This is a genomic window from Flavobacterium sp. W21_SRS_FM3 (assembly GCF_052113625.1).
Lineage (GTDB): Bacteria > Bacteroidota > Bacteroidia > Flavobacteriales > Flavobacteriaceae > Flavobacterium.
In genome coordinates, this window is record NZ_JBGQOD010000005.1 from 1 (window position 1) to 15,914 (window position 15,914).

The following is a 15,914-nucleotide window of genomic DNA, read 5'->3' on the forward strand; positions in this document are numbered from 1 at the left end:
CCCGAACAGAGTAGTTAAGCCCGCCTGCGCAGATGGTACTGCAGTTATGTGGGAGAGTATGTCGTCGCCTTTCTTTATCGAACCCCAGTCTTTTCAGACTGGGGTTCTTTTTTTTACTAGAACCACGAGTTCACGCGCTCTGTTCGTCGACTTTCTTTAATCTGAACTTGTTTTAGATTCTAAAACCCCTATCTAAGTCGGATAGGGGTTTTTTTGTGCAGTTTTTTTTACACATCAAATATTAATTTTATAAATTTTGTGTTGTATTTTCTTACATTAAAATGCCTTTGTTATAATTTATATTGTTAATTTAGCTTGGGAAAACTGCAATTTAAATAAAAGAATGTGGTTGTCAAGATTTATTTCTTCTTTAATTATAAATGAATGAGGTTAAAACATTATTGGTTAGCATTATATCTTATTTTTTCATTTTCAGTTTTTGGACAGTATTTACCGTCTAAAAATTATACTACTGCGGATGGTCTGCCTAATAATGCTGTTAGATCGTTATTTATAGATAATACTAATGCTTTATGGATTGGTACTGAAAATGGTGTATCAAAAATGGTGAATGGTTCATTTTTTAATCTTGATGAGTCTGATGGGTTAGGACATAATAGTTGTTGGGATATTGCTCAGGATGCTAACGGTAATATGTGGTTTGCTAGTTATGGTGGTGGTGTAACAAAATTTGATGGTAATAAATTCATTGTTTTTACAACTAAAAATGGTTTATTGGCTAACAAAACACGTAAAATATTTCCCTATAAAAATAAAGTGTACGTTGGTACTGAACAAGGGGTGTCAATTATAGATATAGATACCAATCAGATAGTTTCGCCTAAAGTACCCCAACACAGGGATGACTTTATTTGCATCTCGATAGTTGAATATAATGGAGAAATTTATTTTACTTCCATTTTTGATGGTTTGTATAAAATAGATGAGAGTGGAATTGAACCTCGAATTGTTCCCATTATGAAATACAAAAACTCATACTGTATTTCTCTTTTCGATAATATATTGTACAGTAGTAATAAAGGTTACATTAATAAATTTGATATTAATTCTGTTTTAACTGGAAATAGCTCTTCAAAAAAAATAGGTCAATCAATTGTTTGGCAATACGCGAAGTCGAGTAATGCCGAATTGTATGCCGCTGCTTGGGGAATTTTCAATCCTGATGGAGGATTGTATAAAATAGTAGAGGACAAAATGACTGATGTTTCTAAGCTATTTGGAATAGATTCTAAAATTATACTGAATGTTGTGTATGATGAAAGTAAAGACATATTATATGTTGGTTCTAATGATAAAGGTATTTATCAAGTCCGTTTAAATAAGATGATTGACTATCATTTATTTGACTCAAAAGCAATAATTGATTTTGATGTTCTAGAAAATCAAAAAATAATTTTACACAATAAGGGGCTTTCTTTTATAGATTCGAATAATAAGGTTAATAAAATACTAACTCTAGCTGACTTTAAGCGATTTGAAGTATCAGCTGTAAAAAACTCAAAAAATCTTGAGAATAAACAGGGTATCGAATCAAGGGATTTTGAACTGAATTTTAATAATGCTGCCAAAGATATTATTTTCTATGAGCTAGTGAAACATAACAATACATTTTGGATAGCAAGTAATATAGGGATATTTCAAATAAGTGCGCAGGGCATAATTTTAGGGTACATTCCTAAACACAGTTTGAAAATAGGTTTTACTTCTGATAATAAGTTTATTGAAACCATTACTTATGCGGGTGTTCGCACTTATAAGGATATTTATAGTTTAGAAGCTAAGTCATTTTCAAAATTTGATGAAAGTACACCTCAATATATTGTAAAAATTCTCACTAATAGAGAAAAGACTTATCTATTGTCCGTTTTTAATGGATTGTATGTGCATCACAATAATCAATTTCATTCTTACTTGGCAGAGGGAATTTGGAAGGAAAAGAAATTTAAACATATTGCTATCAATAATAAAGGGCATCTTATTTTGTCTGCAGAATTTGGTGATGTATTTATAGTTGATGACAAAACATCTTTTAAACTTTTAAAAACAATTTCAAAAAAATCAATTATTGGAACTACGATATCCTTTTTAGAAGCTTACGGAAATTATATATTGATTGGTACTGAAAAAAGACTAAATATATATAAAGATGGTGTTATGAGGTTTGTAGATAAGCAATTAGGGTTGAAAGACTGTGTTATCACTACTTCACAAATTTTTGATGATTCCTTATGGTTAGGAACAAAAGAAGGATTTTATACGATTGATTTAGATTTACTTTTAAAAGAGCAACGCACAGTTTCACATGTATCGATTACGAATCTCTCAGTAAACAATATTCCAGTACATAAATCCAATTTCAAATGGTTCAAATATGCCTCTAATAAACTAGATACTGATTACAATCATAATTCACTTTCTATAGACTTTACTCCAGAAGGTCATCTTGTTTCTGATAAATTAAAATTTAGATACAGGTTAAAAAAGACCAATAGATGGAGTCCTTACAGTGATAAAACTAATTTGTTTTTGCCCTATTTGCCTTATGGCAATTATGATCTGCAAATAGAAGTTTTAGATATTAATGCAGGAAAATTAACGCTTTTTGATGTGCTTAAAATTCATATTTCACCACCTTTCTGGTTTTCTTGGTGGTTTATTAGTATGATGGTTCTTATCATAATAGGGTTTATCTGCTTATTAGTACTTCATAAAAAGAGAAAACTGAAGGAAAAAGCCAAAATTGAAAATCAAATCACAGAAGCGAAGTTTGAAGCTCTTTCGAATCAAATGAATCCGCACTTTATTTATAATGCATTAAAATCAATTCAAAATTTTGTAGGAGCTAATAATGATTCCCATTCAACATTTTTTATAAGTGAGTTTTCTGGACTAATGAGAAAAACTTTAAAAAATTCACCGCAACAGACCATTTCTATTAAAGATGAAGTAGAGTATTTAAAAAGTTACATTTATATAGAGAACATGAGATTTAAAAATCGTGTAGTATGTGAAGTAATTGTAAGTCCTTTAGTAAAAGTGACTGAATTCAAAATTCCACCAATGCTCATCCAGCCATTTGTCGAAAATGTATTTGCTCATGCCTTTGATGATTTCTCCAAAGATCCAAAATTAACGATATCATTTATGATGATAAATGAGGAATTATTAGAATGTAAGGTAATTGATAATGGCAAAGGTTTAAATGCAGTTAAACAATCGAAGTTTCATGTTTCGAGAGGAATAGCATTAGCACGAGAACGTATAATACTGTTGCAAAAACACAATGAAAATCCTATAGTAATAGAGCACACAGAAGACCATGGAACTGTAGTGACGATTCATTTATTTGTTTAGGTTGTAGTTTAATTCTATTATTATTATTATTATTATTATTATTATTATTATTATTATTATTATTATTATTATTAAAGTTTTACAGTTTTTTTTATTTCTTAAAAATGAATATCATTTATAATATTGAAACTTTTGTAGATGATGTCATAACATAAAAATGCGATGAACTTCGTAATTTTAAATAAATTTAAAAACATAAAATTATGAGTGCAAATAATCAAAATCCGCAAAGACCCAATCAAAAAGGGGGAGATCAACGAAGTGATATGAGAAAACATCAGTACAAAGATCATGATGAAGTATTAACTAATGATGAAAATTATGATGTTGATACACAAAAATTTAAAGGTGAAAAGCCAGATTTCGATGATAAATTAAACAATGAAGAAAAAAAACAAGACTAAAAAAGAATAAATCGCCTCAAATATGTATTTGAGGCGATTTATTTTATCAAATTATGATGTGTAAATAGTTATTGTTTTAAATACAAATAGTAGGCACGCATAGTATATTTATATATATTTGTTTACTAAACACCCAGATAATGATAAAACCTACACTAAAAACGCTTTTGGAAATCAATCATCCAGTAATTATGGCACCTATGTTTCTTGTTTCAAATACTACAATGGTAATCGAAGGAATGAAAGCGGGTGTAGCGGGTTGTATACCCGCTTTAAATTATAGAACTCTGGAGGAACTAAGAGCTGCAGTGAGGGAATTAAAGGCAGCAAAAGTTGAAGGGGGAAGTTTTGGTTTTAACTTGATCGTAAATAAATCCAATATTAAATATAAGGACCAATTAGCTGTTTTGTGTGAAGAAAGAGTGGATTTTATTATTACATCACTAGGTTCTCCTGAAGAAACAATTAATGCTGCACACAAAGTAGGGATTAAAGTTTTTTGTGATGTGACAGATTTGGCTTTTGCTAAAAAAGTCGAAAGTTTAGGTGCAGATGCTTTAATTGCGGTAAATAATCAGGCTGGGGGACACCGCGGAAATCTAGCACCTGCACATCTGATAAAAGAGTTAAATGAAAATACAATATTGCCAGTAATATCTGCAGGAGGGGTAAGTACTAAACAAGAGCTTGACGAAATGCTGTCTTATGGAGCCATTGGCGTATCTATAGGAAGTCCCTTCATTGCCTCTTTTGAATCTGGTGTTTCTGAAGAATACAAACAAGCGTGTGTTGATTATGGCGCTAAAGATATTGTGCTGACTGAGAAGATTTCAGGAACACCTTGTACTGTGATAAATACAGCTTACGTTCAAAAGGTAGGTACTAAACAATCATGGATAGAAAAAACTTTAAATAAAAATAAAACCTTAAAAAAGTGGGTTAAGATGATTCGTTACATGATAGGATCTAATGCTGTTACCAAAGCGGCTACTGAAGTAACCTACAAAACTGTTTGGGTTGCTGGTCCTACAATTGAAAATACTACTGAAATCAGTCCTGTTGCGAAGATAGTCGAGAGGCTATGTTATTAGGTAAAATACGCCTATTGTAATTTTAACCAGCTATTAATTCCATTTAATTTTATAGCTGGTTTTATTTCTCATAAATTCCTATAGTGAATTGGCCTTGAGTATCGATAGCTGCTCTATACATGCCGGCTGTATTAAATTCCATCGTTATATTTCCGTCTTTGTCCATAGCAACAATTCCACCGTCGCCACCAAGTTTTGTGAGTTTATTTTGAATCACTTCTTTTGCAGCATTTTCTAGTGAAAGTCCTTTGTATTCCATCATTGCTGAAATGTCGTAAGCAACGACATTCCGAATAAAATATTCTCCCCAACCAGTAGCAGATACTCCGCAAGTAGCATTATTTGCATAAGTTCCTGCACCTATAATAGGGGTATCACCAATGCGACCCCATTTTTTATTTGTCATTCCCCCTGTTGATGTTCCTGCAGCTAGGTTTCCCTTTTTATCTAAAGCTACGCAACCTACTGTTCCAAATTTATTGTCTTTTATGTACGGATCATAAAAGGAGGTGCTTCCTGAATGATTACGGTCAGCTTTCTCTTTCTCTTGAGCTTTGAGTAAAGACTGGTATCTATTTTCTGTATAGAAATAGGCTGGATTTACTAATTCTAAACCGTTTTCTTTGGCAAAAAATTCAGCTCCCTCTCTTGCTAATAAAACATGTTCTGATTTTTCCATAACTACTCTTGCTAAGCTTATAGGGTTTTTTACGGTAGTAACCCCAGCAATGGCTCCTGCTTTTAATGTTTTACCATCCATTATAGATGCATCTAGTTCGTTTTTACCTTGATTGGTAAAAACCGCACCTTTGCCAGCATTAAATAGTGGCGAATCCTCTAGGATATTAATAGTTTTTTCTACTGCATCGAGACTACTACCACCGTTTTTAAGAATAGCATACCCTGCTTTTACTGCTTCTTCTAATTTTGCTTTGTATTGCACTTCGACTTCTGGAGACATGTTTTTTCTTAGTATTGTTCCAGCTCCGCCATGAATAACTATGGCAAATTTATCAGGATTAGTTTTTATGCTTTTACATTGAATGAACAGCAGTGCTACTAGAATTATAAAAGGATATTTTTTCATATTGAGTTTATCAAATGGATTAGTCGTTTTAATAAAAATACTTATTTGTAAATAAGGAGTAGTTCTATATTAGTGTTGGGTGAGCGATAGCAGTGAAAAGCCCACAGCCTGACGAAGGAAGTGCGCGGACTTGCAACGAATAGCGCGACCTGACTTTTTAGGAAGGGCACCCCAAAAAAAAAAGAGAATTGGAAGTTCTCTAAGTCCAATTCTCTTTGTTACTGTATTATTTCTTGAAATCTACGGATAAGGAATTAACACAATAGCGTTGTCCTGTTTGTGTAGGACCATCATTAAAAACATGGCCTAAATGGCTACCACAGTTAGAACATACAATTTCAGTGCGAATCATCCCGTGCGATTTGTCTAAAACATTTTTTACTTTTCCTGGGATAGCATCGTCAAACGAAGGCCAACCACAATGGGCATCAAACTTAGAATTACTTTCAAAAAGTGGCTCGCCACATGCTCCACAGCAATACGTTCCTTTTTCATAATGCAGATTGTACGTTCCTGTATGGGGGCGTTCAGTACCTTTTTGACGAAGTATGCGGTAGCGTTCTTCACCTAATTTTGCTTTCCATTCTTCTTCGGTTTTATTTAAAGGGTATTCCATTATTGTATATTTTAATTATTGACTAACTGTAAAGTTAACGACTTTTTCAATGACTTTATTATCTCCTAATATTTTACGATGTCCCAATCCCTCGGTGAGCATAATTTGGCCATTAGCAAGATATTTATAAATATGTTCCGCTGCTTTTACAGGGACTTCATCATCTTGCTTATCATGAACGACAAGTATAGGAATAGTGATTTCTTTGGCCGCTTTGTATGCGGAGTAATCATCCATATTGCCTCCGTATTTTTTTTCAAAATGTTTTCTAAGTCGGGTTGCATAAATTGAAGGAAGCGCTAATTTTTGAATAAAATCATCGATGATATCCTGTACTATATCACCACTTCCTATTATAGCCGCTTTATTTATTTTAAAGCCTTGTTTGATCGCATTCATTATAGACATGCCACCTAGCGAATGACCAATTGCTGCTTTAAAAGGGCCGTATACTTTATCAATTTCATGAATTGTTGCTATAAAATCAACCATAATAGAATTACTTCCAGGTGATTTACCATGTCCAGGTGCATCAAAACTGACAGTGGTATATCCCTCTTTTAACAATTCATCTGCTATTTTTACTAATTGTGTACCGCGCCCTGACCAACCGTGAACCAACAAAATTTTCTTTTGGCTTTGACCATATTCGTATACAACGACTTGTTTATTTATTGCGGGAATTTTTAATATTTTTTGGACGCTGCTGCTATCCATCTCGAGTTCTCTTTTAGGAGTTTTATGTTTGATAGGGGTTGTGAATAGTTTAGCAGTAAATAAGGTGGTTAATTTTGGAGAAATAAAAGAGATAAATTTAGTCGTTCGCAAGATAACCTTTGGAATTGTTAATGTTTGTTTATGATTGGAAGATTTTTTTGTCATATTGATAAAATTTTAAGCGCGCTTTTATTTTGTTTTATTTTCACTAAATTTAGAAAACATAAAAGTACTATAATTTATCAACAAGCTATTAGCTAATTCAACGGAATGAGAACGTTGTATGATAGCCTGAAAATAGTGATACTTTAAGTTTAACAATTAAAAAAAAATCAAAATTTAAGGATGGAGATATTTCATATTAGCGCAGAATGTTACCCTGTTGCCAAAGTAGGTGGATTAGCTGATGTTGTAGGAGCTTTACCAAAATATCAGAGCAAAGCTGGACATTTATCAAGAGTTGTAATTCCTGGCTATGATACAAAGTTTAAAAAGGAAAATACTTTTACGAATGTGCATTCTGGGTCTGTAAAACTAGGAAACTTTAATTTTTCATATACTATTTTAAAAGAAACCACAGATAAGTTGGGTTATGAACTTTATCTAGTGGAGATTCCAGAGCTTTTTGACCGACCAGAAGTTTATGGTTATGATGATGATATAGAACGTTTTTTATCGTTCCAAATAGCTACTCTGGACTGGATTATTGAAAGAGAAACTAATCCTACGATAATTAACTGCCATGATCATCACACGGGATTAATTCCCTTTATGATTTCAAATTGTTATAAATATGAAAAATTGCGCAGTACTGCGTCAATGATTACAATACATAATGGTTTGTACCAAGGCCAATTTGGATTTGATAAAATGCATTATTTACCTGAATTTGATCTGGCTCATGCAAATCTATTAGAATGGGATAATTGTATAAATTCCCTGGCGGTAGGGGTTAAATGTGCGTGGAAAGTCTCTACAGTTTCACCTAATTATCTTAACGAAATAAATTTATCAGCAAACGGATTAGAACCGTTATTTAATATGGTTCGAGACAAATCTATTGGCATTTTGAATGGGATTGATACGGAGGTTTGGGATCCGGCGCATGATAAAATGTTGGAAAAAAATTATTCAGTTGCTGATTATGAAATTGGAAAAAAACTGAATAAGGAGATATTGTGTGAGCTATTTAAGTTAGACACTACAAAGCCGTTATTTTGTTTTATTGGTAGACTTTTAGCCGAAAAAGGAGGTGATTTATTGCCTCAAGCATCCGCATTAGCTTTATCTGAAAATTACAAAGAAATTAATATTTTGATTTTGGGATCAGGTAATTCAGAAATTGAAAATCAACTAAATAGTTTGTCACTGGATTATAAAGGAAACTACAATACATTCATCGGTTATAATGAGGAGTTAGCTCATTTGATTTATGCCGGTGCCGACTTTTTATTAATGCCATCGCGTGTTGAGCCTTGTGGTTTAAACCAAATGTATTCTTTGCGCTATGGAACGGTACCAATAGTCCGTAGAACAGGCGGATTGCAAGATACGGTAATTGATTATGGAGATGGTGGAAACGGTATTTGTCATGATCAAGCTTCAGTTGGAGATATATGTTATTCGATTCAAAGAGCAATTAGTTTATATAATGATAAAGCGCATTTAAAAAATGTGATAAAGATAGGTATGGAAACAGATCATTCTTGGGAACGTGCCTGTCAAGAATATATAGAGGTTTACAATTCAATAATTTAAAAAATATGAAAGCAAAAAAGAAAAATGTTGTTGCAATTATTCTTGGAGGGGGCCAAGGATCTAGATTATATCCATTGACTGCTACACGGTCTAAACCAGCAGTTCCTATTGCAGGGAAGTATCGCTTAGTGGATATACCTATTTCGAATTGTATGAATTCAGATATAAAAAGAATGTTTGTATTGACGCAATTTAACTCAGCTTCTTTAAATGCACATATTAAAAACACTTATACTTTTAATGCTTTTAGTCAAGCTTTTGTCGATATTCTTGCGGCAGAACAAACTCCTGATAATCCCACTTGGTTTCAAGGAACTGCTGATGCCGTTAGACAATGTATGCCTCACTTTCTAAATCATGAATTTGATTATGCATTGATACTTTCAGGAGATCAATTATATCAGATGGATTTTAATGATATGATAGAAGCACATATGCAGTCACAAGCTGACATTACTATAGCAACATTACCTGTTAATGCTAAAGATGCTCCAGAGTTTGGTATTTTGAAAACCAATAACGAGAGTTGTATAGAGTCATTTATAGAAAAACCTGCTAAAGAACTATTACCAGAATGGGAATCAGATGTTAGTGAGCAAATGAAAAGTGAAGGTAAATTATACTTAGCCTCCATGGGTATCTATATATTTAATAGGCAACTGTTAGTTGATTTAATGAAAAATCCAGACACAAAGGATTTTGGAAAAGAAATCATACCTCAGGCAGTAGGAAAACAAAAGATACTAAGCTATCAATATGAAGGATATTGGACAGACATAGGAAATATTGATTCCTTCTTTGAAGCTAATATAGGTCTAACGGATGATATTCCTCAATTCAATTTATTTGATAATGAAAATAAAATTTATACAAGACCTCGATTATTACCACCTTCAAAATTCCAAAAAACACTGGTTGAAAAGTCACTAATCTCAGAAGGTTGTATTATTAATGCTAAAGAAATTAAAAAGTCGGTGATAGGGATTCGTTCCCGAATAGGAGATGGTACTATTATCCAAAATTCCTATGTTATGGGTAATGATTTTTATCAAAGTATTGACGATATGAACGAAGAAAAGGCCAACAGCCAAATTTTAATAGGAATTGGTGAAAATTGCTTTATCAGTAATGCTTTAGTAGATAAAAATTGCCGAATTGGTAATAATGTTTACATTAATGGAGGTAAACATTTAGAAGATTTTTCTCATGACTTATATGCGATTAAAGAAGGGATAGTCGTCATCAAAAAAGGCTCGGTTATTCCCGATGATTTTAAAATAAATTAAAGATAAAATTTATTAAAAGCTAATATTCTAATTGGTCACAAACAGTTAGAAATACACAATTATTATATGAGCAAAGTTCTCTCACATTCTCTTTTTACTGATTTTGACATTAATTTATTTAAGGCAGGCAAGCATTATCGCTTGTATGAAAAGCTAGGAGCGCATTTAACTGATAAAGAAGGAGTAAAAGGAGTATATTTTGCTGTTTGGGCTCCTTCTGCAAAATCGGTTTCGGTTGTAGGGGATTTTAATTATTGGAAACAAGGGGAACATCAATTGGAAGTTCGCTGGGATGCTTCAGGCATTTGGGAAGGTTTTATTCCCCATATCGAAAAAGGGGCGCTATACAAGTACCATATACAATCCACGGTCAATGATGTTGTTACAGAGAAAGCAGACCCTTTTGCATTGTACTGTGAGAAACCACCCCATACTGCTTCTGTAATTTGGGATTTAGACCATCAATGGAAAGATGGTCAATGGATGAAGACCCGTCAAAATCATAATGGATTAGACAAACCTTATTCAGTATATGAGGTACATTTAGGATCGTGGAAACGTCATGCTAGTGATAATCGTTTCTTAACTTACCTTGAATACGCTGATGATTTAGTGCAATATGTAAAGGAAACCGGTTTTACTCACGTAGAGTTTATGCCGGTGATGGAATACCCTTATGATCCTTCCTGGGGATATCAACTAACAGGATATTTTGCACCTTCATCGCGATTTGGTAAGCCTCAGGATTTCATGGTGTTAGTGGACAAGTTGCATCAAGAAGGAATAGGTGTAATCCTTGACTGGGTACCTTCTCATTTCCCTGATGATGCTCATGGATTAGGATTCTTTGATGGTTCCAATCTTTATGAACATCCTGACCGCAGAAAAGGCTATCATCCAGACTGGAAAAGTTTAGTTTTTAATTATGGGCGAAATGAAGTTCGCTCGTTCTTAATAAGCAATGCTCTTTTTTGGCTACAACATTACCATATTGACGGTTTAAGAGTTGATGCTGTAGCCTCCATGCTCTATCTTGATTATTCGAGAGAAGAAGGAGAGTGGGAGCCTAATATTTATGGAGGTAGAGAGAATTTAGATACGATTAGCTTTTTAAAAGAATTTAATGAAGCGGTTTACTCTAATTTTGAAGGTGTTCATACTATTGCTGAGGAAAGCACTTCCTTTCCTATGGTTTCAAGACCTACGTCTATAGGTGGATTAGGTTTTGGAATGAAGTGGATGATGGGCTGGATGCATGATACTTTAAATTACTTTAAGAAAGAAACAATTTATAGAAAATACCATCAAAATGAACTAACATTTTCAATGACTTATGCTTTCACTGAAAATTTTATGTTGCCTTTATCTCATGATGAAGTGGTACATGGTAAAAAATCTATTGCAGGAAGAATGCCGGGTGATGAGTGGCAAAAATTTGCTAATTTAAGGTTGCTGTACAGTTATATGTTTACACATCCAGGTGCTAAATTGCTGTTTATGGGCTGTGAATTTGGACAAAGCGAAGAATGGAACTTTGAGAGAAGTTTGGACTGGCATTTATTGCAGTATCCATATCATAAGGGTATTAAAAAAGTCGTGACCGATCTAAATACATTATATAAAACGCAACCTGCTTTGTACGAAAAACAATTTAGTCCCGATGGTTTTGAATGGATTAATTATTCAGATCATCAAAACGCCATTTTCTCTTTTATCAGAAAAGGCAATACAGCTGCTGATGATGTAATTGTTGTTTGCAATTTTACTGAGATGGTTAGAGATAATTATCGCATTGGATTACATAAAAAAGGAAAATTAACCGAGATTTTTAATTCGGATGCCAAAATATATGGCGGTAGCGGTGTTAAAAATGAAGAAAATTTAACAATAGAGACATCTCCCTATGACGGTAGAGATTATTCTGTAGCATTATTAATAGCACCATTAAGTGTTAACGTTTTTAAAATATCATAAAATAGATTTTATTAATTGCTACCAAATTATTAATTACGATTATTCGAACATCGATTATTATATATATGGCATTTTAAGTCATTTTAGTAATTTAATCTAAGATATCGATTTCGAGAATAAAACCTTTATTTAAGAGTGCTAACGAAGTTTTTTTGTAAGTTTGAGATGAAATAAAGGCCTTACTTTTAATTACATACCCTATGATTACAAATACAGAATTAGAATATAAAGGAGATCTCTATCCTTCAAAAATTGTTTCGTTTGAGCACGATGTTGATTCGGTTTATTTTCACACAGATAATAGTGTCGTTTTAAAAGTGACCGTACTTAGAGATAGTTTGATTCGTTTTCGTTTTACAACTAAAGGATATTTTAGTAATGATTTTTCTTATGCTATTGATAAAAGTCATTTGCATGGTTACAATTTTCTAGAAGTAACAGAAGAAGAAGAATTTTACCAAATAAAAACGAGTAAAGTAAAATGTATCATTCAGAAAGCTGATTTAAGGGTGTCAATATATGACAATAATGATGTTATTTTACTAGAGGATGAGTTAGGGTTTCATTGGGAGGAAAGTTATGAATTTGGTGGTAACATCGTTAAAATGAGTAAAGCATCAAAAGATGGGGAATGTTTTTACGGTCTTGGTGACAAAGCTACTCAGATGAACTTAAAGGGCAAAAGATTAGAAAATTTTGCGACAGATCAATATGCTTATCAAAAAGATCAAGAGCCTTTATATAAAGTGGTTCCATTTTACATAGGATTGCAAAATAAACAAGCTTACGGTATCTTCTTTGACAATACCTTTAGGACTTTTTTTGATTTTTGCCATGAGAGACGAAATGTAACCAGCTTTTGGTCAGAAGGAGGAGAGATGAATTATTACTTTATCTACGGACCGCAGATGCAAGACGTTGTCACTTCCTATACTGATTTGACTGGAAAACCAGAACTACCCCCATTATGGGCACTGGGTTATCACCAATGCAAATGGAGCTATTTTCCTGAAAGTAATGTTAAAGAGATCACAGCTAAATTTAGAGAATTACAAATACCTTGTGATGCTATATATTTAGACATCGATTATATGGAGGGTTTTAGGTGTTTTACTTGGAATAAAGAATACTTTCCCGATCCTAAAAGAATGGTAGCTGAGCTGGCGGAAGACGGTTTTAAAACAGTCGTAATTATTGATCCAGGTATAAAAATAGATAAAGAATACGCTGTTTATAAAGAAGCATTAGCTAATGATTATTTTTGTAAAAGAGCTGATGGTCCTTATATGAAGGGGAAAGTTTGGCCTGGCGAATGTAATTTCCCAGATTATACAAATCCCGAAGTTAGAGAATGGTGGGCTGGTTTATTTAAAGAATTAATTTCAGATATCGGTGTTAAAGGAGTCTGGAATGATATGAATGAACCTGCAGTAATGGAAGTGCCTAATAAAACGTTTCCTATGGATGTCCGTCATGATTATGATGGAAATCCATGTAGTCATAGAAAAGCCCACAACATATATGGAACTCAAATGGCGAGAGCTACTTATCATGGAGTGAAAAGGTTTACCTACCCTAAAAGGCCATTTATTATAACAAGATCTGCCTATGCAGGAGCACAGCGGTATTCTTCATCTTGGACAGGAGATAATGTGGCTACTTGGGAACACCTATGGATAGCTAATATTCAAGTGCAGCGTTTGTCTATTTCAGGAATGGGCTTCACAGGATCTGATATTGGTGGTTTTGCTGAGCAACCTTCTGGAGAACTCTATGCTCGTTGGATTCAGTTGGGTGTTTTTCATCCCTTTTGTAGAACACATTCTTCTGGAGATCATGGCAATCAAGAACCATGGGCTTTTGATGAAGAAGTGATTGATATTACTCGAAAATTTGTTAATTTAAGATACCAATTATTACCTTATTTGTACACGATGTTTTGGCAATATATTGAAGAAGGAATTCCTATGCTTAAACCATTAGTGTATTATGATCAAGATGATATTCAAACCCATTATAGGAATGATGAATTTGTTTTTGGTAACCAAATTTTAGTATGCCCTATTTTAGAACCTAATTCTTTAGGTAGAAGGATGTACATCCCTAGAGGACAATGGTATAATTACTGGACCAACGACTTAGTAAATGGAGGAAAAGAGATGTGGATTGACACTAAGTTTGATGAAATTCCTGTGTTTATCAAAGCAGGTGCTATCATACCAAAATATCCTGTACAGCAATATGTAGGTGAAAAAGATTTTGATGAACTTAATCTAGATGTGTATTATTATGAAGGTAAGGAAAAATCAGTTGTTTATGAAGATGCACATGATGGTTATGATTATAAAAAAGGGAGGTATAGTTTCCTTTCATTTCAACTAACCGGTAGAAAAAAAGAGTTAATTATTCAGTTGCATAAAGAAGGTAAATTTGACACAACATATTCTAAATACAAAATCAATCTTATCGGGTTGCCTTTCAAGGTAAATAGTATTGAAATCAATAATGAAAATGTGTCTTATGATATTGCTGCTTATGAGCAAGACGGTTGCCTAACTATTGATAAAGAATTTAATGTGCTGCACATCTCAGGTGAATAATAAATCTTAAAAGTTGAAACAATTGTGTTTAATTTTATAAAGTGATGACTGATTTTAATTGTATTTTTGTTAAAATTAAATCAATCAACATGAAAAAACATTCATTATTAATAGGAATTTGTGCTTTGGGTATGCTATTCTCATGCGCTACTAATCCGCTTACAGGAAAAAAAACATTAAACTTTGTTTCGAATAGCGAATTATTTCCATCTTCATTCCAAGAGTATGGAACCTTCTTGAAAGAGAATAAGGTAATATCAGGAACTGCAGATGCGAGACGAGTAGAGTCTGTAGGGACAAAAATCAAATTGGCTGCTGAAAAATATCTAAACTATTTAGGTCAAAAAGAGTATTTAAATGGTTACCAATGGGAATATAAATTAATAGATGACAAACAAATTAACGCTTGGTGTATGCCTGGAGGGAAAATTGTTGTTTATTCAGGTATTTTACCAGTAACTAAAGATGATGCAGGTTTAGCAACAGTAATGGGGCACGAAGTGTCTCACGCTTTAGCTAATCATGGTGCACAGCGTATGAGTGCTTCCCAAATACAAGGTTTAGGGGCAGTAGGAGTTGCAGTTGCAACAGGTGGACAAAGTGAAAAATCACAACAAACTTGGCAACAAATTTATGGAGTAGGTTCTCAAGTTGGGGTAATGCTTCCATACAGCAGGAGCCACGAAACAGAAGCGGATAAAATAGGACTAGTATTAATGGCTATTGCAGGGTACAATCCAGATGAAGCGATTACATTTTGGACTAGAATGTCTGCTAGTTCAAATGGTCAAGCTCCGCCAGAGTTTTTAAGTTCTCACCCGTCAGATGCAACTAGAATTGCAAATCTAAAAGCGATGATCCCGGAAGCTAAAGCTATAGCTGCAAAATTTGGAGTAGTATTCAAATAAGTATTGACTATAATAATACAGTAAAGAGAGCCAGTTCATATGAATTGGCTCTTTTTTTTATATAATTGTTAAGCTTTTAAAATAAAACCTCTTTTAAG

The 15,914-nt window shown here is 33.2% G+C and carries 11 protein-coding genes and 1 rRNA gene; 9 read left to right on the forward strand and 3 right to left on the reverse strand.

The window, feature by feature from the left end; translation table 11 throughout:
* The 4 genes from rrf to ACEN2K_RS09105 form a co-directional block, all read left to right on the forward strand.
* Positions 1-73, forward strand: a 5S ribosomal RNA gene (rrf, locus tag ACEN2K_RS09090); the annotation flags it as partial.
* 311 nt (positions 74-384) lie between these two features.
* A complete protein-coding gene (locus tag ACEN2K_RS09095) occupies positions 385-3,375 on the forward strand; it encodes a sensor histidine kinase (protein ID WP_441759017.1) in 2,991 nt (996 codons plus the stop codon).
* A gap of 203 nt (positions 3,376-3,578) precedes the next feature.
* Positions 3,579-3,779, forward strand: a complete 201-nt coding sequence (locus ACEN2K_RS09100) for a hypothetical protein (RefSeq protein ID WP_441759018.1) — start codon at positions 3,579-3,581, stop codon at positions 3,777-3,779.
* Between the two features lie 137 nt (positions 3,780-3,916).
* On the forward strand, positions 3,917-4,870 hold the full coding sequence (locus ACEN2K_RS09105; RefSeq protein WP_441759228.1) for an NAD(P)H-dependent flavin oxidoreductase: 954 nt from the start codon (positions 3,917-3,919) through the stop codon (positions 4,868-4,870).
* Between the two features lie 61 nt (positions 4,871-4,931).
* Here ACEN2K_RS09105 and ACEN2K_RS09110 read toward each other — a convergent pair whose 3' ends face one another.
* The 3 genes from ACEN2K_RS09110 to ACEN2K_RS09120 all read right to left on the reverse strand — a co-directional run bounded on the left by ACEN2K_RS09110 (position 4,932) and on the right by ACEN2K_RS09120 (position 7,455).
* Positions 4,932-5,957 carry an isoaspartyl peptidase/L-asparaginase family protein gene (locus ACEN2K_RS09110; protein ID WP_441759019.1) on the reverse strand — a complete coding sequence of 342 codons (1,026 nt, stop codon included), beginning with the start codon at positions 5,955-5,957 and terminating at the stop codon, positions 4,932-4,934.
* Between the two features lie 226 nt (positions 5,958-6,183).
* Complete coding sequence (msrB, locus tag ACEN2K_RS09115) at positions 6,184-6,573, reverse strand: peptide-methionine (R)-S-oxide reductase MsrB (protein WP_441759020.1); 390 nt, start codon at positions 6,571-6,573, stop codon at positions 6,184-6,186.
* 15 nt (positions 6,574-6,588) lie between these two features.
* On the reverse strand, positions 6,589-7,455 hold the full coding sequence (locus ACEN2K_RS09120; RefSeq protein WP_441759021.1) for an alpha/beta fold hydrolase: 867 nt from the start codon (positions 7,453-7,455) through the stop codon (positions 6,589-6,591).
* A 180-nt stretch (positions 7,456-7,635) separates the two neighbouring features.
* On the opposite strand from ACEN2K_RS09120, the gene ACEN2K_RS09125 reads away from it, so the two are divergent.
* From ACEN2K_RS09125 to ACEN2K_RS09145, 5 genes are all read left to right on the forward strand, one after another.
* Positions 7,636-9,048: a glycogen synthase gene (locus ACEN2K_RS09125; protein ID WP_441759022.1), complete on the forward strand. Its 1,413-nt coding sequence runs from the start codon at positions 7,636-7,638 to the stop codon at positions 9,046-9,048.
* A gap of 5 nt (positions 9,049-9,053) precedes the next feature.
* The gene (locus ACEN2K_RS09130; protein ID WP_441759023.1) at positions 9,054-10,334 is read left to right on the forward strand and encodes a glucose-1-phosphate adenylyltransferase; all 1,281 of its coding nucleotides are present in this window, start codon (positions 9,054-9,056) and stop codon (positions 10,332-10,334) included.
* A gap of 66 nt (positions 10,335-10,400) precedes the next feature.
* Positions 10,401-12,308, forward strand: coding sequence for a 1,4-alpha-glucan branching protein GlgB (glgB, locus tag ACEN2K_RS09135; protein ID WP_441759024.1), 1,908 nt, complete (start codon positions 10,401-10,403; stop codon positions 12,306-12,308).
* 200 nt (positions 12,309-12,508) lie between these two features.
* Positions 12,509-14,908 carry a glycoside hydrolase family 31 protein gene (locus tag ACEN2K_RS09140; protein WP_441759025.1) on the forward strand — a complete coding sequence of 800 codons (2,400 nt, stop codon included), beginning with the start codon at positions 12,509-12,511 and terminating at the stop codon, positions 14,906-14,908.
* An 89-nt stretch (positions 14,909-14,997) separates the two neighbouring features.
* A complete protein-coding gene (locus ACEN2K_RS09145; protein WP_441759026.1) occupies positions 14,998-15,816 on the forward strand; it encodes a M48 family metallopeptidase in 819 nt (272 codons plus the stop codon).
* Positions 15,817-15,914 lie beyond the last annotated feature (98 nt).